General features: G+C 40.1%; 24 protein-coding genes. 6 read left to right on the forward strand and 18 right to left on the reverse strand.

What is annotated here, in order from left to right:
• Positions 1-30 precede the first annotated feature (30 nt).
• From Q0X72_RS05355 to Q0X72_RS05395, 9 genes are all read right to left on the reverse strand, one after another.
• Complete coding sequence (locus Q0X72_RS05355) at positions 31-2,256, reverse strand: response regulator (protein ID WP_297762615.1); 2,226 nt, start codon at positions 2,254-2,256, stop codon at positions 31-33.
• Positions 2,253-3,263, reverse strand: coding sequence for a type I glyceraldehyde-3-phosphate dehydrogenase (gene gap / locus Q0X72_RS05360; RefSeq protein ID WP_297762616.1), 1,011 nt, complete (start codon positions 3,261-3,263; stop codon positions 2,253-2,255). The genes Q0X72_RS05355 and gap overlap by 4 nt, the downstream gene beginning before the upstream one ends.
• A 65-nt stretch (positions 3,264-3,328) precedes the next feature.
• Positions 3,329-4,204, reverse strand: a complete 876-nt coding sequence (gene lipA / locus Q0X72_RS05365; RefSeq protein ID WP_297762617.1) for a lipoyl synthase — start codon at positions 4,202-4,204, stop codon at positions 3,329-3,331.
• 62 nt (positions 4,205-4,266) lie between these two features.
• Positions 4,267-4,809 carry a sigma-70 family RNA polymerase sigma factor gene (locus Q0X72_RS05370; protein WP_297762618.1) on the reverse strand — a complete coding sequence of 181 codons (543 nt, stop codon included), beginning with the start codon at positions 4,807-4,809 and terminating at the stop codon, positions 4,267-4,269.
• A 69-nt stretch (positions 4,810-4,878) separates the two neighbouring features.
• Positions 4,879-5,079 carry a membrane or secreted protein gene (locus Q0X72_RS05375; protein ID WP_297762619.1) on the reverse strand — a complete coding sequence of 67 codons (201 nt, stop codon included), beginning with the start codon at positions 5,077-5,079 and terminating at the stop codon, positions 4,879-4,881.
• Between the two features lie 75 nt (positions 5,080-5,154).
• On the reverse strand, positions 5,155-5,913 hold the full coding sequence (locus tag Q0X72_RS05380; protein ID WP_297762620.1) for an anti-sigma factor: 759 nt from the start codon (positions 5,911-5,913) through the stop codon (positions 5,155-5,157).
• Positions 5,910-6,476, reverse strand: a complete 567-nt coding sequence (locus Q0X72_RS05385) for an RNA polymerase sigma factor (protein ID WP_297762621.1) — start codon at positions 6,474-6,476, stop codon at positions 5,910-5,912. The genes Q0X72_RS05380 and Q0X72_RS05385 overlap by 4 nt, the downstream gene beginning before the upstream one ends.
• 301 nt (positions 6,477-6,777) lie before the next feature.
• A complete protein-coding gene (gene murB, locus Q0X72_RS05390; protein WP_297762622.1) occupies positions 6,778-7,791 on the reverse strand; it encodes a UDP-N-acetylmuramate dehydrogenase in 1,014 nt (337 codons plus the stop codon).
• A complete protein-coding gene (locus Q0X72_RS05395) occupies positions 7,788-8,981 on the reverse strand; it encodes a pyridoxal phosphate-dependent aminotransferase (protein ID WP_297762623.1) in 1,194 nt (397 codons plus the stop codon). Before Q0X72_RS05395 ends, murB begins: the two co-directional genes overlap by 4 nt.
• Positions 8,982-9,190: 209 nt before the next feature.
• Here Q0X72_RS05395 and Q0X72_RS05400 point away from each other — a divergent pair, with 209 nt between their 5' ends.
• The gene (locus tag Q0X72_RS05400) at positions 9,191-10,477 is read left to right on the forward strand and encodes an aspartyl protease family protein (RefSeq protein WP_297762624.1); all 1,287 of its coding nucleotides are present in this window, start codon (positions 9,191-9,193) and stop codon (positions 10,475-10,477) included.
• A 42-nt stretch (positions 10,478-10,519) separates the two neighbouring features.
• Here Q0X72_RS05400 and Q0X72_RS05405 read toward each other — a convergent pair whose 3' ends face one another.
• Entirely contained in the window at positions 10,520-10,906 is a 387-nt protein-coding gene (locus Q0X72_RS05405; RefSeq protein ID WP_297762625.1) for a DUF1573 domain-containing protein, read from the reverse strand.
• 194 nt (positions 10,907-11,100) lie between these two features.
• Between Q0X72_RS05405 and Q0X72_RS05410 the strand changes: the two genes are divergently transcribed.
• From Q0X72_RS05410 to Q0X72_RS05425, 4 genes are all read left to right on the forward strand, one after another.
• Complete coding sequence (locus tag Q0X72_RS05410; protein WP_297762626.1) at positions 11,101-13,737, forward strand: valine--tRNA ligase; 2,637 nt, start codon at positions 11,101-11,103, stop codon at positions 13,735-13,737.
• A gap of 63 nt (positions 13,738-13,800) precedes the next feature.
• The gene (locus Q0X72_RS05415) at positions 13,801-14,388 is read left to right on the forward strand and encodes a hypothetical protein (RefSeq protein WP_297762627.1); all 588 of its coding nucleotides are present in this window, start codon (positions 13,801-13,803) and stop codon (positions 14,386-14,388) included.
• 62 nt (positions 14,389-14,450) lie between these two features.
• Entirely contained in the window at positions 14,451-15,719 is a 1,269-nt protein-coding gene (locus Q0X72_RS05420) for a sterol desaturase family protein (RefSeq protein ID WP_297762628.1), read from the forward strand.
• A 10-nt stretch (positions 15,720-15,729) separates the two neighbouring features.
• Positions 15,730-16,497, forward strand: a complete 768-nt coding sequence (locus Q0X72_RS05425; RefSeq protein WP_297762630.1) for a creatininase family protein — start codon at positions 15,730-15,732, stop codon at positions 16,495-16,497.
• Positions 16,498-16,500: 3 nt separating this feature from the next.
• On the opposite strand, the gene Q0X72_RS05430 is transcribed toward Q0X72_RS05425, so the two are convergent.
• Genes Q0X72_RS05430 through rsfS form a run of 6 tightly spaced genes read right to left on the reverse strand, consistent with a single transcriptional unit; the run spans position 16,501 to position 21,296 of the window.
• On the reverse strand, positions 16,501-16,770 hold the full coding sequence (locus Q0X72_RS05430; RefSeq protein WP_297762632.1) for an acyl-CoA-binding protein: 270 nt from the start codon (positions 16,768-16,770) through the stop codon (positions 16,501-16,503).
• On the reverse strand, positions 16,757-17,428 hold the full coding sequence (locus Q0X72_RS05435) for a phosphatidylserine decarboxylase family protein (RefSeq protein ID WP_297762633.1): 672 nt from the start codon (positions 17,426-17,428) through the stop codon (positions 16,757-16,759). The genes Q0X72_RS05430 and Q0X72_RS05435 overlap by 14 nt, the downstream gene beginning before the upstream one ends.
• A complete protein-coding gene (locus Q0X72_RS05440; RefSeq protein ID WP_297762634.1) occupies positions 17,418-18,218 on the reverse strand; it encodes a phosphatidate cytidylyltransferase in 801 nt (266 codons plus the stop codon). The genes Q0X72_RS05435 and Q0X72_RS05440 overlap by 11 nt, the downstream gene beginning before the upstream one ends.
• A gap of 1 nt (position 18,219) precedes the next feature.
• On the reverse strand, positions 18,220-18,834 hold the full coding sequence (locus Q0X72_RS05445) for an LUD domain-containing protein (protein WP_297762636.1): 615 nt from the start codon (positions 18,832-18,834) through the stop codon (positions 18,220-18,222).
• A gap of 53 nt (positions 18,835-18,887) precedes the next feature.
• Positions 18,888-20,915 (reverse strand): ATP-dependent zinc metalloprotease FtsH, encoded by a 2,028-nt coding sequence (ftsH, locus tag Q0X72_RS05450; protein WP_297762638.1) that lies wholly within the window; start codon positions 20,913-20,915, stop codon positions 18,888-18,890.
• A 3-nt stretch (positions 20,916-20,918) separates the two neighbouring features.
• Complete coding sequence (rsfS, locus tag Q0X72_RS05455) at positions 20,919-21,296, reverse strand: ribosome silencing factor (RefSeq protein ID WP_297762640.1); 378 nt, start codon at positions 21,294-21,296, stop codon at positions 20,919-20,921.
• Between the two features lie 96 nt (positions 21,297-21,392).
• Here rsfS and Q0X72_RS05460 point away from each other — a divergent pair, with 96 nt between their 5' ends.
• Positions 21,393-22,121: a biotin--[acetyl-CoA-carboxylase] ligase gene (locus Q0X72_RS05460; RefSeq protein WP_297762642.1), complete on the forward strand. Its 729-nt coding sequence runs from the start codon at positions 21,393-21,395 to the stop codon at positions 22,119-22,121.
• A 24-nt stretch (positions 22,122-22,145) separates the two neighbouring features.
• Here the strand turns inward: Q0X72_RS05460 and Q0X72_RS05465 are convergent, their stop codons facing one another.
• Together Q0X72_RS05465 and pyrE are read right to left on the reverse strand one after the other, a co-directional pair.
• Positions 22,146-22,538, reverse strand: coding sequence for an SRPBCC family protein (locus tag Q0X72_RS05465; RefSeq protein ID WP_297762645.1), 393 nt, complete (start codon positions 22,536-22,538; stop codon positions 22,146-22,148).
• 4 nt (positions 22,539-22,542) lie between these two features.
• Complete coding sequence (gene pyrE, locus Q0X72_RS05470) at positions 22,543-23,184, reverse strand: orotate phosphoribosyltransferase (protein WP_297762647.1); 642 nt, start codon at positions 23,182-23,184, stop codon at positions 22,543-22,545.
• Positions 23,185-23,188 lie beyond the last annotated feature (4 nt).

Here is a 23,188-nt window from a genome sequence, read left to right on the forward strand (position 1 = left end):
AAAGAATTGCTTAACAAGGCGATCGAAAAATTATGAAGCCGATTTTTTTTGCTTGTGTTCCAGGAAATTTTCTCCTATTTTTTGATAGAACACCTCTGGTTTAAATGGCTTGGTCACCACGTCATTACAGCCTGCCGCATAGAAAGCTTCCAAACTGTCGTCTAGTGAGATAGCCGTCAATGCTATGATAGGTGTTTCCCTATCGAACTTACGGATCTCAATGGTTGCTTCCACCCCGCTGATACCTGGCATATGGATATCCATTAAAATTCCGTCGAACTGATTTCTGTTTGCTTGATCTATAGCTTCCAAACCGTTCTCCGCAATATCACAACTTATGCCTCGTTTAAGGAGCATTTTCTTGGTGATCACCTGGTTTATTTTATTGTCTTCTACAACCAACACATGCATTCCATTTAGGTCGTATTCCTTCTGCTCTAATTCGAACGGAATGTCATCTACTATACTGTCTTTTGATTTTAGTACCAATTCAAAGAAAAATGAACTTCCCTTGCCTTCCACACTTTTCAATTGAATTTTACTGTCGAACAGACCGAGTAAACTTTTAACAATAGTGAGTCCTAGTCCGGTACCCCCGTATTCTCGATTGATCTGGATAGAGCCCTGTTCAAAGCTGTCAAAGATGTGCTGTTGCTGTTCCTTAGAGATCCCTATACCGTTGTCCTTTACTTCGAAATAGATGGTCACATTTTCCTCTTCCTTTTTCAATAGTTTGGCGATGAGGGTTACTTGTCCATTCTTGGTGAACTTTATAGAGTTGCCAATAAGATTGATAAAGATCTGAGATAGTTTCAACGGGTCACTCATCAAATGCTGAGGAATTTCATCATCAAAGTCGAGTATAATTTTTGTATTATTCTCCTTGGCGCTTTGTTGTAAGGAATCGATCACTTCACTGAGGATCTTCTTCAGGTGAAATTCAATGCTCGAAGGTTCTAATTTATCCGCATCAATTTTATTGATCTGTAATATGTCATTGATGAAATTTAAAAGGTAGTCTCCTGAAAATTTCAGGGATTTAAGATGTTCCTTTTGATTCTCACTTGGATTTTCTTCGAGTAGGAGGTGGGTGAGTCCAGTTACTGCATAGAGCGGTGTTCTCAGTTCATGACTAACAGTAGACAAGAAATTGGTCTTTGCTTCCATTGCCTGGACCGCTGCATCCCTTGCGGCCTGCAATTCCTTATTTTTCGTTTGCAGCAGGTCGTTGGTTTTTAATTTGATCTGGTTGTTCCTATATAGTGAGACTGCCAATAAAGAAATGATTGTAAGGAATGCCGAGGTTAGGATAGCGGTAATTTCGGATCGGTTGGCAGATTGGCTTAAAGCTTCAATTCGTTCATCTTGTCTGTTGATCTCGGTCTCGGCCTCCTGCATTGCCAGTTTATCTGCCTTGTTTGTTTCAGCTTTGATCTTTTCAAGGGTAAAGATGGAGTCTTTAATTTGTACAATATCTGCTTTGTATTCGAGGGCCAGTTTATAATTTGCCCGTAATTCATTGGCTTTGGCCAGATATTCATTGGCCTGAAGTAACTCAATACTAAAGTTATTGGCCCTGGCAAGTGTAATGGCACTCAAGCCATTTTTTATACTTTCCTCGTAATTTTCGGTACGAATATTAAGGTCAGCAAGACCCAGATGCGCTCTGGTTGTTAAATAAGCCTTTTCAATATCGTCTGTGTTTACAACAAGCGAATTAAAACTAACAGCCGCCTTTTCGTAATCTTCAATGCTCATAAAAATAAGTCCCTCTAACAGCAACATGTTGTTTAGAAGGTTACGATCATTACTCAGGGTCTTGGCATCCGCTAGTCTTCTCATAGCGGCAAAATTCAGATCAGAACTATAAAGAAGTTTTGCTTCAACATATTTATAGAACCCCTCTCCGCGCGGATATGAATTATAACTTTCAAGCAATTTGGCCGCGCGCGCTAAGAAAAACTCTGCATTATTCTTATCTCCCCGCTGCAGATTCAATAAGGCAAATCGATGATAGGTATCTATGATTCCTTTTTCATTCAGGCTGCTTTCTGCCAATTTGCGTGCTTCATCAAGGATGTCTAACGCCTGTTCTAACTGATTCTGGTTCTTGTAATTAGTATATTCCTTGTAGAATTGTGATAGCTTTTCGTCTACCTCGTCGGAATTTTGTGACCACAGGGGGCTTACACACCAAAAAAGCCCTAAAAGGACTAGTAATCTAAGACGTTTTTTATGTGGTTTGAAAAATATCAAAAGTACTTTTTATGTTCCAACAATTGTATTACATCAATAATTCTGCTGCTATACCCCGTTTCATTGTCATACCAACCTATAACCTTCACCATATTTCCAAGTACAGAAGTCATCTGAGAATCAAACGTACAGGAATAATAACTATTGTTTATATCTATAGAAACTATAGGGTCTTTCGTGAAAAAAAGTACGTTTTTTAGCTCATTTTCAGCAGCCTTTTCAAAAGTATCATTAATTTCCTGAATGGAAGTATCTTTTTTTAAGTTGAGCGTAATGTCAGACAATGAGCCATTTGGGACTGGAACTCGTATCCCGCAACCCCCAATAACACTGGCCAGATCTGGAAATATTCGTGTCAGCGCTTTAGCTGCTCCTGTAGTTGTTGGAATAATAGATTGGCTTGCTGCCCTGGCTCGTCTAAGGTCTGTATGCGGTCTGTCATGCAGGCTTTGATCGGAAGTAAAAGAATGTACAGTGGTAATGTAGGCCTGTTTTACTCCCCAGTGATCATGTAATACTTTGATCATTGGTGCTGCATTATTAGTTGTACAGGAGGCGCTGGAGATGATATGGTCTGCAGCAGTTATAATATCATCGTTGACCCCAAATACAATCATTTTAATGTCCTCATCGGCAGGAGGGACTGTTAATATCACCTTTTTTGCGCCATTTTTTAAATGGTAATCCAAGGAAGTTTTTGATTTAAATTTTCCAGTAGCCTCTACCACAATGTCCACCATTCCAACCTTCCAGTCTATATCTTTTGGATGTGCTTGCTGTTGCATGCCAATGACCTCTCCATTGACTACAAGGGCATTCTCCTCAAAACTCACTTCTTGTTGAAAGCGCCCATGAATGCTATCGTACTTCAGTAAATGTGCCATGGTTCTGCTATCGGCAAGGTCGTTTATAGCAGTAACTTTAATATTTGGATGTCCGTGCAATAGCCGAAAGAGTGTCCTCCCAATGCGACCAAAACCATTGATGCCGATATTTATAGTTCTCATAGGCTATTAAATCCCAACTGATCAGGATAAATCTAACAGAAGTAGGACAAGATAAGCATTCGTTGTTAGAGTATATGCTTGTGTGCTTTATAAGAAGAGCGCACCAGAGCACCACTTTCCACATGTCTGAAGCCCATCTCTAATCCCAGGGTTTCGTACTTTTTGAATTGTTCGGGGGTTATAAACTCCTTTACCGGCAAATGTTTCTTAGAAGGTTGGAGGTATTGCCCTATGGTAACTACGTCTACCTTGGCTGCCCGGAGATCTTTCATAGTTTCTATCACCTCTTCCTCCAATTCTCCCAAGCCCAGCATTATTCCAGATTTTGTCCTGTTCACGCCTGCTTCTTTTAGGTATCTTAAAACCTCTAAACTGCGCTCATATTTGGCTTGGATCCTCACTTCTCTTGTTAATCTCTTAACGGTTTCCATATTGTGAGACACAACTTCTGGAGCTACGCCAACAATTCTGTCCAGGTGCCTTTCTATTCCTTGAAAATCCGGAATGAGTGTTTCCAGGGTGGTCTCAGGATTCATTCTACGGATAGCCTTTACTGTTTCTGCCCAAATAATAGAGCCCATATCCTTAAGGTCGTCACGATCTACGGAAGTGACAACGGCGTGCTTTATCCCCATGATCTTGATAGATCTGGCTACCTTTTCCGGTTCTTCCCAGTCTACCTGTTCAGGCCTGCCTGTTTTAACACCACAAAAGCCACAGGAGCGGGTACAAATATTTCCCAGAATCATAAACGTAGCGGTTCCTTCACCCCAGCATTCACCCATATTGGGGCAACTACCTGAAGTACAGATCGTATGAAGATCGTACTTATCAACCAAACTTCGTAATTGAGTGTATTTCTTACCTGTCGGAAGCTTTACCCTCAACCACTTCGGTTTTCCTTTCGGGGCCGCTGTACTAGCTACGGTTTCTAGGCTCATAGAAAAATTTTATGCAAATATACAAACAAAAATAATCGAAATTTTCGGGCTTCATTGGGCGCCTAATGCGATTTTATAATCTCTGCCAGAAGTTTTTTGGCTCTGAGAATTTTAACCTTGATATTATTGATAGGTTCGTCTAATTCTTCTGCAATGGCTGCGTAAGAGAGTTCTCTGAAATATCGAAGGTTGATGACCTCCTGATAATGGGGTTTTAATTTTTTTATGTGCGATAGGAGACTTGCCAGGTTTTGCTCGGTGATCAACTGGTCTTCGGCAGAAGGGGCATCATCTAATACTTCTTTGATAACATCCTGATTTCTAGGCGAATTATGTTGAAGTACATTTTTCTTCCTTTTTCTAATAAGATCTACGTGCAGATTCTTGGAAATGGTAAATAACCAGGTTTTAAACTCATAGGCATCGTCATAGCTATGAATTTTATCAAATGCCTTGGAAAATGTCTGTATGGTGATATCTTCCGCATCATTCTCATTTTTGGTTCGGACAAGCTGAAACCCATAAACTTCATTCCAATAGGTATCTAGCAGATTACTGAATGCAATTTGACTACCGGCTTTGGCTTTTTCTATGGTTTCCTTCATTTAGTGGGATGAGGTTTCCAAAATGTGTTGTTAACTAAGGTAAGCGAAATTGTCTAAAGATGGTGAAAATCACCTTACGGTTTCTTTCTTACAATCTTGTTCTTCGGGAAGTTTTCCACACATTCCGCAGACTTCTCCACTTTTATTTAAAAATGGACTTTGGCTTGCGCAGGTACCAGCAAATTTACCGTCTTTTTGGGCCCATATCTTGATAGCTATCCCAGCAAATGCAAGCGCTAACAGACCTATGGTTAGTAATACTAGTTTCATGTTTCAACTTTGTGCAAAGATATAAAAAATAAGCCCCAACAAAGGGGCTTACAAAGATTATCTAAGAGTATACGCTTAGTATTTTATGTTGGCAACTATGTTTTGTACCGTAGGGCTATTATTCCCTCCGGTAGGCTCAATGGTAATATAACTAATGGCATTCTTACCATATGGAAGCGGTAATAAGCGGTCCCTATCTTCAATTTTCTTAATGATCCCCAGATTTACCATTTCTCCATTTACTTCTGCCCACATCTGATAGACCTTATCTTCCGGAAGGTTGGGGAGACTGCGAACATTAATATATGATAATTTCTTAACGGGATTTATATAGGCCACTGCCTTTAGGTCTTTCGCCTTGGCATTGCCATTTACATAGAATTTCTTGGTTTGAGGGTTGTTCAAAACGATGAACTGATTTCTCACATCTTCCAATTGCTGTTTCATATCAGCCTCCAAATTCTGGATTCTGTTATTCACAATAGTATTTTCATTCATCAAACTCATGTTCTGGTTCCAGAAGAAATAGGAGGAGCCGGCAAAGATAAATGCAGTGATGCTGGCCGCAATAGCAAATCTCCTGAACTTTCTCCTACCAAGATCCTGAGACTTAATTCGTCGTAGGATCTTCTCTTTAAGTCCCGCAGGTGATCTAAGGGAATGCAAACGAGCAAAAATTTCCAGATTTTCCTGAAGCTCTTCAAAGTTTTTCCTCACCTCCGGATACATTACTATATATCGCTCAACTTGAGAGGTTTCTAGCCTAGAAGTATTACCTAATAGATATTTCTCTAAAAGGTCCGATTCTAAAAATGCCTTTATCTTTTCTTTCATGATATTAAAGTTAATAGGGCTAACACTACATATGAACTACCATATATTTTCTTTAGTTCCCGCAATCCAATTTTTAACCTGGATTTGATGGTCCCTAAGGGAATGTCTAATTCATCGCTGGCCTCTTGTTGAGTCATCCCCTGAAAGAAAAGTGCATCGAGAACTATTTGATACTTACTTTCAATCTTCCCAAGGTTTTCTTGAATGTCCATGAACTCGGGCCTTATGCTGTCAACTCCTATTTTATATACGTTCGAAACGTCTATTTGGATTTCTTTGTCGGTTTTGGTTTTAACACTGCGTAATTTATCAATAGCCGTGTTTCTGGTTATTCGGAACAACCATGTAAAGAGTTTGGCCTTCGTAGGATCGTAGGAATCAGATTTTTTCCAAATTTTCACAAAGCTCTCTTGAACTATGTCCTGGGCTAATTCTTCATCCTTTACTACCTTATAGGCAACACCAAATAACGTATCTCCATAATGATCATACAAGAGCGAGATTGCCTTTTCATTGCGTTCCTGCAATAATTCAACAATATGTTTTTCAAGTAGTATGCTCATGATTGGATCGAGATATTAAAAAATACCCCCGGGGCATCCAAAAATATCATTTGTTGCGTATATAGTGGAAACGCTAATTTATAAAATTGATTCTTAAATTAACGTTATCTCATATTTAATTAGATAAATGTACAACTGGTTATTGTGCATTTAGTTTTTGGTTAGTTTGGTTTGAAATCACCCTCGGATAGTCATTATTCGGGGGTTATTTTTTACTCCTGGAGGTAAGTCATATGTGAGGAATAAAAGATAAATTATTTATCAAAAATGAACTTTAATTTTTCCGAAGATCAAGGTGCTTTTAAAGAACATTTACCTCTGGCACAATAGCTATTCCAAAGGTGCTTTTTACGGTCTCCTGAATTTGTTGAGAGAGTCTTAATATTTCAGCTCCTGTGGCTTTCCCATAATTTACAAGCACAAGGGCCTGGTGTTCGTGAACTCCTGCATCGCCCTGTCTGAGGCCTTTAAATCCGCAGAAATCGATTAGCCATGCAGCCGGGATCTTTATTTCATCCTCATCAACTTTATAGAAGGGAATATCGGGATAGCTTTGTTGGAGTTTTTCAAAGGATTTTTTACTGACCACCGGATTCTTAAAAAAGCTGCCACTATTGCCCAGTATTGCAGGATCCGGAAGTTTTTGTTGTCTTATACTTATAACAGCCTTGGAAATGTCCTGTATACTTGGATGGAACACTTCCGCCTTTTCTAATTCTGCGGCAATTGTCCCATACCCTGTACGCAAACTATGATCTTTGGAAGTTAGCCGGAAGGTTACTGAAGTGATAACATATTTGCCCTTCCCCTCATTTTTAAAGTATGAATCCCTATATCCAAATTTGCAATCTTCCAGAGAAAAAGTGTGAAGGGTTTGCGTGCTTATATCCATAAGCTCGCAGCAAACAAAATGATCTTTTAGTTCAACGCCATACGCACCAATATTTTGTATGGGTGCACTGCCAACACTACCCGGGATCAATGATAGATTTTCCAGTCCACCCAAGTCGCGTTCTAATGTCCACAGCACCAGATCGTGCCAATTTTCCCCGGCCATAATTCGAATTATGGTATGACTATCATCACTGCTAACCACCTCTTTCCCTTTGAGGCCAATAAGGATGACCAGTGAATCCAAATCTCCTGTTAGTAGCATATTACTCCCGCCGCCTAAAATCAACTTTTTTGGATACGAATTTTGCTGCAGTACCCAGGATAATTCGGCTATGGAGGTAACCTCTGCGAAATAGCGGGCTTTGACGTCTATGCCAAAGGTATTGTAGGGTCGTAAAGAGACATGTTCTTGAATATTCACGCCTTAGAATAAGTATTAATAGCTTCCTTTAAAATCGCGACAGCTGTAATAAGCTGTTCTTTCTCAAGAACATAGGCTATTCTTATCTGATTTTTTCCCAAACCTTTTGTGGCATAAAATCCTGCCGCTGGGGCAACCATAACGGTTTTTCCATTCACCTCAAATTCTTCTAAGAGCCATTGGGCAAAATCATCGGCATTTTCTATGGGAAGTTCAACCATACAATAAAAAGCACCGTGTGGTCTGGCGATCTTGATCCCCGGGATCTTGGCGAGCTCTTGTATAAGAATATTCCTTCTTTCTACATATTCCTCAATCACGGCATCGAAATACGATTGTGGAGTGTCTAGGGCGGCTTCACTGGCTATCTGCGCGTAGGTTGGAGGAGATAGTCGCGCCTGAGCAAATTTTAAGGCTGCCTGGATCACAGACTTGTTCCTGGTTACTAAAAATCCAATTCGGGCACCACACATGCTATATCTTTTGGATACGGAGTCCACTACTATGGCGTTATTGTCCAAACCGGTTTCCTGCAATATTGAATAATGTTGAGCTCCGTCGTACGCAAATTCACGATATACTTCGTCTGCCACAAGAAAGAGATCGTACTTTTTCACCAGTGCAGCTAATTTTTGGATCTCATCTTTTGTGTACATATAGCCGGTAGGATTCCCTGGATTGCATATAAGGATCGCTTTTGTTCTGGGGGTGATACAAGCTTCAAAGGCTTCTATAGGAGGCAGGGCAAAATTATCCTCAATTTTGGAAACTACAGGCACTACATTAATGCCTGCGGCTATGGCAAATCCATTATAATTTGCGTAAAATGGTTCCGGAATGATGACTTCGTCCTCAGAATCAGCAATGCATCCCATCGTAAAAGCAAGAGCTTCAGAACCTCCGGTAGTAACAATGATATCCTTATGTGTTACCTGAATATCATGCTTAGCATAGTATTTGGCCACCTTTTTTCTGTACTGGTCGGTTCCTTCCGTTCTGCTATAAGATAACACCTCAATAGTATTATTCTTAACTGCATCCAGAGCTACTTGAGGAGTTTTGATATCCGGTTGTCCAATATTCAGGTGGATAACCTCAACACCTCTTTCTCTGGCATCTTCTGCAAAGGGAACTAATTTTCTGATGGGGGATTCCGGCATGGAGCGCCCTTTCTTTGAAATAGAAGGCATTGTGCTTAAATTTTAAGCAAAAATGGGAAATACTGGTGGACAAAACAACAGCGAATGGCTTTATTATTACCAATCTAATGGAATGTTAAAAGCAGAGGAATCCTTTGAATTAATTTGTATCTTAGAGAAGTAATCCCTTAAACCACAATATTTTGCGACCTCAGTGTTGGTATTTAATGGTGTTGTTTTGCTGCCTTTCTTTTTTTGGGATGGCACAGAAATTCCAATTGCCGGAAGGGGTAAAATCTCAAAAAGTCAATTTTCAACTCATTAACAACCTAATTATCATTCCTATTGAGATCAATGATGCAAAACTCAATTTCATATTAGATTCTGGAGTAAGCAAGCCTATCCTCTTTAATCTGTCCGATCAGGATTCCATTGAATTAAAGAATGTTACAGAAATAACCATCAATGGGCTGGGAGCCGGTGAACCTATCAAAGCGCTGAACTCAATCGGAAATAGTTTTCAACTGAAGAAAATAAGGAATAATAACCAGCAACTCTTTGTGGTTTTGGATAAGGATATAAATTTCTCCACAACTCTGGGAATACCTATACACGGGATCATAGGGTTCGATCTGTTTCGCGAATTTGTTTTAGATGTGAACTACAGTAATAGATCCATCAAATTCATAGATCCGAAATATTATAAACATAAGTCTTCCTCACGTATAGAGACCTTACCACTTGCCATTATAGACAGAAAAGCGTATGTAGAAGGGGAAGTAAGCTTTGATGACGAGGAAAATGTACCAGTTAAATTGCTTGTAGATACAGGGAGTAGTGATGCCGTATGGTTGTTTCAGGATCTGGAAAAAGGAATAAATGTTCCTTCCAAGCACTATGTTGATTATTTAGGCAAAGGTCTTAACGGTAATATTTTTGGCAAAAGGACGAAAGTACGAAGTGTTAAACTAGGAAATTTCCTTCTTAAGAATGCAAAGGCAGCCTTTCCGGACATGTTTTCCTTTAGCAGTATCAAAGATCTTGGGGATAGGAATGGAACCGTTGGGGGGGAGATCCTCCGAAGATTCAATATTGTCTTCAATTATCCCGGTAATAAGATCCACTTAAGGAAAAACAGCAATTTTAAAGATCCTTTCAGATTTAATATGAGCGGTTTAGATCTCCAGCACAACGGCGTGCGTTATATTGCAGAACGTATAACTGATTCGCGTGGGGTAGTGAAAAATGATAACAAGTCCTTTGGAAACGTACAAATTTTAATGGAAAACAGAACGCGCCTAAGTTTGGTGCCAGAGATCATTGTTTCGGGCATAAGAGCCGGCAGCCCTGCAGAAGAGGCAGGCCTAAGAGAAGGAGATATCATCTTGGCTGTAGATGGTAAACGTATCCATAAATATAAGCTTCAGGAGGTCTTGAATTTGATCAATGAAAAAGAAGGCAAAAAAGTTCGCGTGCTCATAGAACGCTACAATAAGGACTTAACGTTCTCCTTCACTTTAAAAGACGTTTTCAAGCAAAAACCCTGACATTTCTGCCAGGGTCTTTTAAAAAGCTAGATTTTCTAACAATTATTTTCCGTCAATGGCTTTTACTTCGCCTTTGATCTTTAACACCTTTGTAGGAGTATCAGCGTTGGAAATTACAGTAATTGCCTTCCTGATAGGACCTACTCTGTTGGTATCATATTTCACTTGTATTTCACCAGTTTGTCCGGGCAAAATAGGCTGCTCCGGCTTTTTGGGAATAGTACATCCACAACTAGAGCTTACCTTACTAATGATCAAAGGAACTTCACCTGTATTGGTGAATTCAAAAACTCGAATGCCGTCACTTCCTTTTTCAATTTGACCATAGTCTACGGTCTCAGCTTTAAACTGAATTTTTGCCGTTTTTTCTTGAGCTTGTAGGCTAAGAGCCATAAGGCCCATAAATAATACTACTACTATTTTTTTCATTACTTTACTTTTTGAGGAATCTCAAATGTAGCATATTTGCAACAACATCCAAAATTCTTTTGTTATCTACTAACGTTACTTATTTTTGTTTCGTATTTAATTTCAGGATTTTAGCCCTTTTTAAATGAGTCTCTGGCTCCTGTTTTTAATAGAACCCAAGATTTCAACTTAATTAGTCAAGAATCATACCAAATATGGACATCCCTTCAAAATATGAACCTCAGAAGATAGAAGAAAAATGGTATGCATATTGGTTGGAACACCAGTATTTTAGGTCTCTTCCAGATGATAGAGAACCCTATACCATCGTTATTCCTCCCCCAAATGTTACGGGGATCCTTCATATGGGACATATGTTAAACAACACCCTTCAGGATGTACTGATCAGGAGAGCGCGACTTTTAGGAAAAAATGCCTGCTGGGTTCCGGGTATGGATCATGCATCGATCGCTACAGAGGCGAAAGTTGTAGCAAAACTCAAGGAAGAAGGGATTCACAAGTCCGATATAAGCAGGGAAGCGTTCCTGGAACACGCCTGGGATTGGACGAACACCTACGGGGGCGTCATCCTGGAACAATTGAAGAAGTTAGGCTGTTCATGTGATTGGAACAGAACTAAATTCACTATGGATGATGACATGTCTGCCTCAGTCATCAAGGTATTCGTGGATTTATACAAGAAAGGACTTATATATAAGGGGTACAGGATGGTAAATTGGGATCCTGAAGCCAAAACTACTTTGTCCGATGAAGAAGTGATCTTCGAAGAAAAACAGGGCCAGCTATTTTACCTTTCATATGCTATAGAAGGGACCAGTGATTCCCTTACGATCGCCACAACCAGGCCTGAAACCATATTGGGAGATACCGCTATTTGTATTCATCCCAATGACGAACGCTTTATACATCTGCACGGAAAGAAGGCAGTTGTGCCGGTATGTAATAGGGTAATTCCCATAATTCTGGATGAATATGTGGATATGGAATTTGGAACGGGCTGTCTTAAAGTAACGCCGGCTCATGATGAAAATGACTGGAAATTAGGAGAAAAACACCAATTAGAGACCATTGATATCTTCAATGAAGATGCCACTTTGAATGCCAATGGGCTGCACTATAAGAACAAGGATAGATTTATTGTACGTAAGGAGATAGTAAAGGAGCTGGAAAAGCTGGGGGCTTTGGCTAAAGTTGAGGCCTATACCAATAAAGTAGGTACTTCTGAACGCACAAAAGCTGTTATTGAACCGCGATTGTTAGACCAGTGGTTTCTTAAAATGGAAGATCTGGCAAAACCTGCTCTCAAGGCTGTTTTGGATACGCAGGAAGTCCGATTCTTTCCTAAGAAGTTTGAGAACACCTATAAATATTGGATGGAAAATATCCGTGATTGGAATATTTCAAGACAATTGTGGTGGGGGCAACAGATCCCTGCATTCTATTATGGGGATGGAGCAGCAGACTATGTGGTAACAGAAAATGTAGAAGAAGCATTGAAATTGGCCAAAGAACAATCAGGAAGGTCCACTTTAACCATAAGTGATCTACGTCAGGACGAGGATGTTCTTGATACCTGGTTTTCATCCTGGTTATGGCCAATTAGTGTGTTTGGAGGTATCCTGGAACCCGATAATAAGGAGGTAAATTATTACTATCCTACTAATGATCTGGTCACAGGCCCCGATATTATATTTTTCTGGGTAGCCAGGATGATTGTAGCCGGCTATGAGTTCAGGGATACTCGACCTTTTGATAATGTCTTTTTCACAGGGCTGGTACGCGATAAAGAACGACGTAAAATGTCTAAGCAATTGGGTAATTCACCCGATGCCCTTAAGTTGATGGAAGATTACGGAGCAGATGGAGTGCGCGTAGGCCTAATGCTTAGTGCAGCTGCAGGGAACGATCTTTTATTTGATGAATCACTTTGTCAACAAGGGAAGAACTTCGCCAATAAGATCTGGAATGCCTTTAGACTGGTAAAAGGATGGGAAGTTACAAAACAACCACAGCCAGATGCTGCAGCGCTGGGAGTGGCGTGGTACGAAGCAAAATTCAATGAGACCTTAACGGAGATAGAAGATCATTTCTCAAAATATCGGATCTCAGACGCCCTTATGGCCATCTATAAATTGATCTGGGATGATTTCTGTTCCTGGTTCCTAGAGATCGTAAAACCAGCCTACCAGCAACCAATCGATGAGGTAACGTATGCACAAGTGATCTCTTTGTTTGAGAAGAATTTAAAAATTTTACATCCCTTTATGCCCTTCCTCTCAGAGGAAGTATGGCAATGTATGTCAGATAGGACCCCTGAGGAGGCATTGGTAATTTCCTCATGGCCAGAAGTTAAAAAGTGCGATCCAAATCTTTTGCCCGAGTTTGCCTATACTGCGGAAGTTATTTCCAGTATCAGGACGATCAGAAAAGAGAAGAATATTCCTTTAAAAGAGGTTTTAAACCTGCAGGCGCTCAATCTTCAGGAGGTATCTTCTCGCTGGGATGCTATTATAAAAAAACTGGCAAATATTGCCGCTATTGATGCAATTTCGGCAGCTCCGGAAGGGGCCATTTCCTTTAGAGTAAAAAGCAATGAGTATTTTGTCCCGGTAACAGGTGCTATAGATGTAGAGGCTGAAATCAAAAAAATAAAGGAAGAATTGACATATACCAGAGGGTTCTTGAAATCTGTAGTGAAAAAACTATCTAATGAACGCTTTGTAAGTAATGCTCCGGAACAAGTGGTGGCCATGGAAAAGAAGAAGGCGATGGATGCAGAAGAAAAGATTGTAACTCTTGAGAAAAGTCTGGCCGGTTTGGCAGAATCCTGAATATTATAGGGTAAACGGGCATTTGTTAGCCCGTTTTTTTATCTTTAAGGAAAGCTAAAACTCATGAAAATTCTTACGCTACTATTCATTTTGCTCCCCATGTTTCTGATTTCTCAGGAAAACACTTCAAAAGTACTTTCCAAGGAAGTCCAGATAAATACAGCTATTCTGCCTGTGCCAGATGGTCAGAAGGAAGGAGCAATGGTCTATGGATATAATAAAGATGGGGAACTTGTGTTACTTCGCGAGGGAACCAATAACCTGGTATGTATAGCAGACAACCCTTTTAGAGAAGGCATCAGCGTAAGTTGCTATTCCAAGAGATTAGAGCCCTTTATGGCAAGGGGAAGAGAATTGAATGCCCAGGGGAAGACCCAGGATGAGCGCAATGAAATAAGGGGGAGAGAAATTGAATCGGGAATATTGCCTATGCCAAAAGAACCCAGCATGCTCTATGTTTTCTTTGGCTCGGAGGAGGACTATGATAAAACCACCGGAGCATTGCCCAATGGCAAGTTCCGTTATGTGATATATACGCCTTTTGCTACTACAGAATCTACCGGACTTCCGGATAAGCCGCATGCCCCGGGAATGCCCTGGTTGATGGATCCCGGCACGCACCGGGCTCATATTATGGTAGGGCCTTTTTAATTAAACCCTTTCAATTATCTTTTAGGGGTATTTCACTATCTTTAGCCTATTGACCAAGTCTTATGGAAACATACGCCAAAGCACTCTTATTTGCCATTCCTTTTTTTATTCTTCTATTGGTAGTTGAGATCCTTTATGGCCATTTTGTAAAAAATCAGCAGCATAAAGTGTTAGATACCGTGAGCAGTATTAGCTCCGGACTTACCAATATCGTAAAGGATTCCCTGGGCCTTGGGGTTATTATTGTAAGCTATCCATTTTTGTTGGAAAACCTGGCACTGACCTCCGTCAAAGCCACCTGGCTGGTATGGCTCATCGCCTTTTTTGCCATTGATTTTGCAGGATATTGGAACCATCGTCTCAGTCATAAGATCAATTTTTTCTGGAACCAGCATATAATACATCACAGCAGTGAGGAATTTAACCTGGCCTGTGCCCTTCGTCAATCAATTTCCAATCTGTTAGGCTATTTTCCGTTGTTCCTCTTTCCGGCAGCTCTTTTTGGTGTGCCGACAGAAGTAATTGCTATCATAGCACCCATACATCTTTTTGCCCAATTCTGGTATCATACCCAGCATATTGGCAAGATGGGATGGTTAGAATATGTGATTATTACGCCTTCCCAACACAGGGTACATCATGCGATCAATCCGGAGTATATAGATAAGAACTTAGGTCAGATCCTTAGTATATGGGATCGATGGTTTGGCACCTTTCAGGAAGAATTAAAGGAAGTGCCCCCTCAATATGGGGTGTTAAAACCAGTGCACACATGGAATCCTATCCTTATAAATTTTCAACATCTCTGGCGACTTATACTCGATGCCTGGCGAACCAATAGTTTACTGGACAAATTCAGGATCTGGTTTATGCCCACCGGTTGGCGACCTGCCGATGTAAAGGATAGGTATCCGTTAGAAGTGATAGAGGACGTGTATTCATTTGAGCGTTATCAAACAGCTGCATCGTCTTTATTAAAAGGCTATTCTATATTTCAGATGGTGTTTACCCTGGGACTTATCCTCTTTATGTTTTACAATTATTCCGCTATAGGTTTTGGAGGCTTGTTGTTGTTTGGGGCCTTTGTCTTTTTAGGAATCTTTGGGTATACAACACTGATGGACCGTAAGACCTATGCTTTTTATCTTGAGCTTTTCAGGGCGCTGGTAGGAATAATCTTTATTGGTCTTACCGGAGATTGGTTTGGGATAGATGCATATTGGGGGTATGGAAGTGTACTAATAGGCTTGTATTTTGTCATTACGGCAGTCGGCGGCTATTACTTCACCTTTATTGAACGACCTGATGTACATCAGGAAATAGCTTTTTAAAACATTTTAGATGGCCATAAGACCCTACATTCTCGCAGAGACAAACTGGAATTCCCTTAAAGAAGCTTCCTTTGAACTGGCAGTATTACCCTGGGGAGCCACAGAAGCCCATAACTATCATCTGCCCTATGCTACTGACATATACGAAGCAGATGAACTTGCTGCGGAAGCGGCTAAGCAAACCTGGGACAAAGGAGGTAAGGTCATTGTTTTACCCACTATTCCATTTGGGGTTAATACCGGGCAATCTGATATATATCTGGATATCAATTTAAATCCGACTACTCAACTAGCTATTCTTTCGGACGTTGTCACTGTTCTTAACAGGCAGGGAATTAAAAAATTGCTGATCTTCAATAGCCATGGAGGAAATAACTTCAAGGCCCTTGTTCGGGAATTGGGATTGAAGTTTCCGGAAATGTTTATATGTGTTTCGAATTGGTTCAAGGCTTTGGGTAGACCAGAGTATATCAAAGAATATGGGGATCATGCTGATGAAGTGGAAACAAGCCTGATGCTTTATCTAAAACCAGAACTGGTATTAGACAGGAAATTTTGGGGTGATGGAAGATCAAAAAAATTCAAAATAAAGGCCTTTTCAGAAGGCTGGGTATGGGCAGAACGAAAGTGGTCTCAGATATCTGAAGATACCGGGGTGGGGGATCCTGCGCATGCCACTAAGGAAAAAGGGGAACAATACTTCAAGGATGTAACCGCAAAAATAGGAGATCTTATGTTAGAATTGTGTAAGGCCGATAGTTCGGACCTCTATGAGTGATCATTAAAAAGTGCCTATTCCAAACTCTTTTTTTACTAAAACTATATACAACTCCATGGCCTCTTCTGGCTGTAAATTTTTTGCCTGAAAAAGAGCGTTGGCCTTAAAGGCATTGATCAAAGGGGTCTTACTTCCGGGGTTGTTATAATTCTGATTGGCTATTTTATAGTAGGCATACAATTTTAGAAGAAGATCTGGTGGGAGAGGTTCTATGTAGTTGCTTACATAAGCAACGGCTTTTTTAAACTCAGAATGTAGATTATCCTTCTTCATCTTCTATCTTAATGCTGGCAATACACGTTATGGCTCCTTTTACTTTTTGATTTAGTTTTACGGCTATACGTGCATCTAAAGGTAAAAACAAATCTACCCTGGAACCAAACTTTATAAAACCGCTATCCTCACCTTGCTGCACACTCTCGCCTTCCTCCGCGTAGTTTACAATACGTCTGGCCATGGCACCGGCTATTTGGCGATATAATATATCTCCAAATTTTGGTGTTCTGATTACCACAGAGGTGCGTTCATTCTCTTCGCTCGACTTGGGATGCCAAGCCACAAAATATTTTCCGGGATGATATTTTGAATACTTTATTACCCCACTGGCAGGATACCGTGTTACATGTACATTTACAGGAGACATAAAAATGGAGATCTGCTTTCTTTCTTCCTTGAAGTACTCGGATTCCATAACACGCTCTATGGCCACGACCTTCCCGTCTACAGGAGCGTGGATCTCATCAAAGTTCTTATTCGCAATCCTTTTTGGATTTCTGAAGAATTGTAATATCAGGATAAGTATCACTATAGATACCACCTGTACGATCATTTTAATAGAAGGATCATTGATGTAAAAATGTGAAGCCAGCACGATCAACGCTGTGATAAAAAATGTAGATAGGATGATTACACGCCCTTCTCTATGAAACATAGGTAAAAATATTTAATGTCATATATGCAAATGGTGCTGCAAATATAAGACTATCCAACCTATCTAGCATGCCGCCGTGGCCCGGTAAGATGGCACCACTGTCTTTTACCCCTGCCGCCCGCTTTAGTTTAGATTCCACAAGATCACCCACACTACCCATAATAACGATCACGGCTGCTAGAATGATCCATTCTGTAGGTTTTACAATTGGCTCATATTGGGCCATTATATAGGCAGCTATCATTGTAAAAACAAAGCCTCCAATAGTACCTTCAATTGTTTTTTTAGGTGAAACTGAAGGAAAAAGTTTTCTTTTTCCAATCGACTTACCTACCAGATATGCGAATGAATCATTGACCCAGATAAGTATAAATATTCCCATGATCAACATTTTTGCAAAGGCATCATCCTTGTATGGGATCATTGTCAGAAAGATGCAGCCTCCTCCAATATAGAATAGTCCTATTAAAAATTTTTGATAGGTCCGGTATATTGGTTTACCGGAAAATAGAAAGTATATAAGTGCAATATTTACAGTGATGGAAAGAAACATTAGAATATTAATAAGCACTTCGTCACGAATAATATAGATAAATAACCACCATAATCCCAGATAGGCAGCAAAGACATGATAGCCGCGAAGGTTTACTAATCTTTTGTATTCATAAAGACATGCGAGTCCGAAGACCATAAAGAGAAAGTCGAAGGCGTCTGAACTTAGGAATACGGCGGAGAGAAGTAAAATAACATACACAACTCCCGTAAGTAAACGCCTTAAAAGTTCCGTCATCCTATAAGTCTTCCAATAGTAAGAGGTATAAATGCTTAGAACTACTTCCGTAGGTTAGAAAATCATCTGCATTTTCATTGGTAGCTTGAAAATGTTTTAAAGTAGTGATATTGGCAGGGATGCCGTGTTTGTATTTCTTCTTGATCGACTTTAAGCCTTCGCCGATACTTTCTACCAACTGACTGGTGGTGGCGAAAACAATGACGTTCTCAGGAAGTTCGTTGAGTTTCTTTTCTTTCAGTTGATTGGAGCTAACTAAAATAGATCCGTTCTGGGCTATGAGGTGCTCGCAAGTGGTAAAAAAGATCTCGCTGGCATTGGCATTACTGGTAAAAACGACATTTTCCTTAGAGAATTTTTCTTCTAACCTGGGGTCCATACTAAAGAAAGATAATTCCTCCCAATGATTTTCCTGTACAATATTCTTTAAGGCATCAGATACTTCAGTGAAAGAATCGCAATACAGGAATTTCCCACCGTTTTTCTTAAAATGTATGGTAAATTTTTCATCAATGGGAAGATTGAGGTTGGGCATATGAACTCCCCTGGTCTCTGCAGTAGCTTTAGAGGCCTTCTTTTTTTTACCTCCCCCAAATAAGCTGGAAAATAGTCCCATTTCTTGATTTAAATCGCGTTTAATGTACTAATTTCTAGAACAATTCAAGGCATTTATTTCTTGTCCTTGGCAAGTTCTTCTGGTTTTTTCTTGTCTTCAGGTTCGTCCTTGTCTTTAGAGTCCTCCTTTTCTAGGGTAATCTCTTGTCCTTTCTTATCAAAATGCTTTTCAAAAGGTCTTTTTCCGAAGATTTTCTCAAGATCTTCTTTAAAGATAACCTCTTTTTCCAATAACCTTTCTGCCAATTCTGTCAACTTATCCTTGTGCTTTTTTAGGACATCAATGGCCCTTGCATATTGAACCTCTATAAGTTTGGAGATTTCCTGGTCTATCGTCTGTGCCGTTTCTTCACTATATGGTTTAGTGAAACCGTATTCATTTTGCCCGGAAGAGTCATAGTATGTAATATTGCCGATCTCATCATTAAGACCATAAATGGTTACCATGGCCCGTGCTTGTTTTGTTACTTTTTCCAGATCGCTTAAGGCACCCGTTGAGATCATATTAAAAATCACCTTTTCAGCTGCTCTTCCACCCAGAGTGGCACACATCTCATCTTTCATTTGTTCTGGCCGTACAATAAGCCGCTCTTCGGGCAAGTACCAGGCAGATCCTAAAGACTGTCCTCTGGGTACAATAGTTACCTTTACAAGAGGTGCAGCATGTTCTAGCATCCAACTAACTGTAGCATGACCTGCTTCGTGGTAGGCTATCGTCTTTTTTTCATCCTGAGTAATGATCTTATTTTTCTTTTCGAGTCCGCCTACAATACGATCCACAGCGTCTAGGAAATCTTGTTTTTCTACTGCCTTTTTTTCTTTTCTCGCAGCGATGAGGGCTGCTTCATTACATACGTTGGCAATATCTGCTCCAGAGAACCCGGGTGTCTGTCTTGCAAGAAAATCAAGATCGAGGGTTTCTGCTGTTTTGATAGGTCTTAAATGTACCTCGAAGATCTCTTTACGTTCTCTTATATCTGGAAGATCTACATAGATCTGCCTGTCGAACCTTCCGGCTCGCATCAGTGCTTTGTCTAGCACATCGGCCCGGTTAGTGGCTGCCAACACTATAACATTTGTGTTGGTGCCAAAACCATCCATTTCGGTAAGGAGTTGGTTCAGGGTATTTTCACGTTCATCATTAGAACCCGTAAAATTATTTTTACCTCTTGCTCGACCAATAGCATCTATTTCATCAATAAAGATAATAGCGGGGGCTTTGTCCTTGGCTTGCTTAAAAAGGTCGCGGACCCTGGAAGCTCCTACACCCACAAACATTTCAACAAAGTCTGATCCGGATAAGGAGAAAAATGGAACCTTGGCCTCTCCAGCAACTGCTTTTGCGAGTAAGGTCTTTCCTGTACCGGGAGGGCCCACAAGAAGGGCTCCTTTAGGGATCTTTCCACCTAATGAGGTATATTTATCTGGATTTTTGAGGAATTCTACGATCTCTTCAATCTCTTCCTTTGCACCTTCAAGACCAGCCACATCCTTAAAAGAGGTTCTGGTATCTGTTTTCTCATCAAAGAGTTTAGCCTTGGACTTTCCAATGTTAAAGATCTGTCCACCGGCACCACCGGCACCACCGCCAGACATACGCCTCATTAGATATATCCAAATTCCAATGATTAGAACAAATGGAACTATGGTGATCAAAAGATCCATAATTACATTCGATTCCTTATCGAACTCTACTATGGTATTGAGGGAATTTTCCTTTTTTAATTCGGTGATCTCATTTTGAAAGATCTGAAGGTCCCCATAATCCAACACATATTGAGGGATCTCTGCCGTTGTTGGGAAGAAGGGTTTGGTGGCCACATCTTTGTGCACATCCTTTGCTAAAGCTTCTTCTGTAAGAAATACTTTGGCCTGGTTTGTATTGGTGATGATCAGGATCTTTGCAATATCACCGGTCCTCAGGTATTGTTGTAATTCTGAGGTGGTGGTCTTCCGGGTGGAAGTTAGGTTACCGCTCCCAAAAAAATTGAATGCTATTAGCAAAACCGCAATAAGACCATAGATCCACCATGAGCTGAATTTTGGTTTTTTCTGCGGGGTATTATTATTTTCTTTAGCCATTTTTTATTGATTAAAACTACTTTCCACCATGGTTACTTTTGCATCACCCCATAGCCCTTCAAGATCATAAAAGTCCCTTACCTGCTTTTGAAAAACATGAACTACTACGTTTACATAATCCAAAAGCACCCATTCGGCATTGTCTGAACCTTCTACATGCCAGGGTTTATCTTTTATTCCTTTACTAACTGTTTTTTGAACTGAATTTACGATCGCATTGACATGCGTATTGGAGGTTCCATTACATATAACAAAGTAGTCGCAAACGGTATTTTCTATGTCTCTTAGGTCGAGTAGATTTATTTCAAGTCCTTTAACTTCTTCTATTCCGTGTAATATTAAAGCGATTAACTCATCTGCGCTAGCCTTCCGTTTCTGCATCCAAAATTTTTAATTTCTACAAAGTTATTATTTTTTTGTTTTCTTAACCATTGTTTTTAACATAACATTGTACCTGCAACAGTTCTTTTCCACAAGATGAACATAATCAAAGTTAGTGCCACGGATTCTACCAATCTGCATCTCAAAAGAATGTTGCAAGATAGTAGCTTGAAAGATTTCACGGTATTGGTTGCGGAAACACAACAGCAGGGAAGGGGACAAGGCGGCTCTCATTGGACCACAGAATCTGGTAAGAACCTGACGTTTAGTGTGTTGAAACGTTTTAATAATCTCCTTGCAAAGGATCAGTTTCTTGTATCCATGGCCGTTTCACTCGCTATTTATAAAGCCCTAAATGCCATTCAAATTCCGGATCTTTCGATAAAATGGCCGAACGACATTCTGTCAGGCAGTAGAAAACTTTGCGGCATCTTAATAGAAAACACACTAAAAGGATCTCAACTCAAACATTCAATTATTGGTATTGGTGTTAATATTAACCAAGAATCCTTTGATTCTTTACCAAATGCTTCTTCTTTAACGCTTATTTCCGGAAAAACCTATGACCTGGATATACTATTAGATGAAATACTGCTACGTCTAAAAAAACAGTTGGCCCTATTAGAGGAAAATACGGTTGCAACTCTTGATACTCAATATCAGCAGTTACTTTTCAGAAAAGATAAATCAGCGATCTATAAGATCAAAGACCAGCAGGTAGAAGGCATTATCAGAGGCGTTAATAAGGAAGGGAGACTACTTCTGGAACAAGGATCGCAAAGTATTGAATCCTACGGATTTAAAGAAATAGCCTATTGTCTTTAAGCGGTTCAACGCGTTGGCTTGCTGCTATAATTTTGTTAGATTCTCTGAAAGTGTACCCATAAAATTGGTAATGGGATTTTTGATCATCATGGCCATCATAGCATTAAATTCGCCTTCAAAATTCAGCATTACTTCACTCGTATTGTCGTCTATTGAGGTGATATGGGCGCTTAGGGTAAAAGGAAGTTTCTCACTGGCTGCACCCAGGACAACACGCTCAAATGGGACTTGCTCCTTGCGTTTCAATACTATTTGAGGCATTCCTTTCAGGGCAAATAAGAATGTATCTTCATCAATGATCTCAAACTTATCTATAGACTCTGGCATCAATTGCTCAAAGTTTTTCAAATCTGTGAGAAATGTATAAACGGCTTCATTACTCTTTTCAACGGTCTTCTTGGGAGTTTCTATATGCATGGTATTATGGTTTCCAGAGCGAAGGATCCTTTCTCCACTCCATTAGGGTATGTAATTGTTCTTCTTTTATGTAATTGGTCTCCGAGGCTAATTGAATTAAGGTTTCAAAATCACTTAGAGTATGAAGATCTATTTCTTTTTTCTCGAAATTCTTTGAAGCTATATCAAATCCATAGGTAAAGATAGCGATCATACCTTTTATTTTAGCTCCATCATTAGCAAGCGCTTCTACGGCATTTAAGCTGCTTTTGCCTGTACTTATCAAATCTTCAATGACCACCACGGTCTGATCTTTCTCTAAAAGACCTTCTATTTGATTCTGTCTTCCATGCGACTTTGCTTCGGGCCGTACATAGATAAATGGAAGGCCCAGGTATTCTGCCACCAGAACTCCGATACCAATGGCTCCAGTGGCCACGCCGGCAATAATATCTGGTTTCCCGTACAGCTCCTCTACCTGTTTTGCTATCTCCTCCTTCACGTAGTTCCTTATGACCGGAAAGGATAGGAGTATTCTATTATCACAGTAGATAGGTGATTTCCATCCCGAAGCCCATGTAAATGGATTTTCGGGTCTCAACTTTATTGCATTAATTTGCAGAAGTAGTTCTGCGGTTTTATTTGCAGTATGCTTGTCTAAAATCATTTCG

The organism is uncultured Muriicola sp., assembly GCF_947258935.1.
In the GTDB taxonomy this organism is placed as follows: Bacteria; Bacteroidota; Bacteroidia; order Flavobacteriales; family Flavobacteriaceae; genus Muriicola.